This is a genomic window from Massilia rubra, from assembly GCF_011682065.1.
Taxonomy (GTDB): Bacteria; Pseudomonadota; Gammaproteobacteria; order Burkholderiales; family Burkholderiaceae_D; genus Telluria_A; species Telluria_A rubra.
The window spans coordinates 1-311 of record NZ_VUYU01000104.1; the positions used below are offsets into that span (position 1 = coordinate 1).

Annotated in this window: 1 tRNA gene; it reads right to left on the minus strand. The window is 44.7% G+C overall.

What is annotated here, in order from left to right:
* Nucleotides 1-190: 190 nt before the first annotated feature.
* Nucleotides 191-266 (minus strand) — tRNA-Ala (locus F0185_RS34220).
* Nucleotides 267-311: the final 45 nt, after the last annotated feature.

Here is a 311-nt window from a genome sequence, read left to right on the forward strand (position 1 = left end):
ACAGAGATAAGAAAGTACAGCGTTGTTGCTTTGTTTTGATACATACAATCACTACCCATCGTCTGACCTGTCGGCCAAACGATTAAAACTTTACTTCTTCCAGATTGTTAAAGAACGAAACAGCTTTTAATCTCTGAAAGATCAAACCTAAACCCAGTGGCTTACGTTTGTACTTTCAAGATGTGTAGAGTGGTGGAGGATGACGGGATCGAACCGACGACCCCCTGCTTGCAAAGCAGGTGCTCTCCCAGCTGAGCTAATCCCCCAAGGTATATCTAAAGACATACTGGTAGGGCTGGTTGGACTCGAAC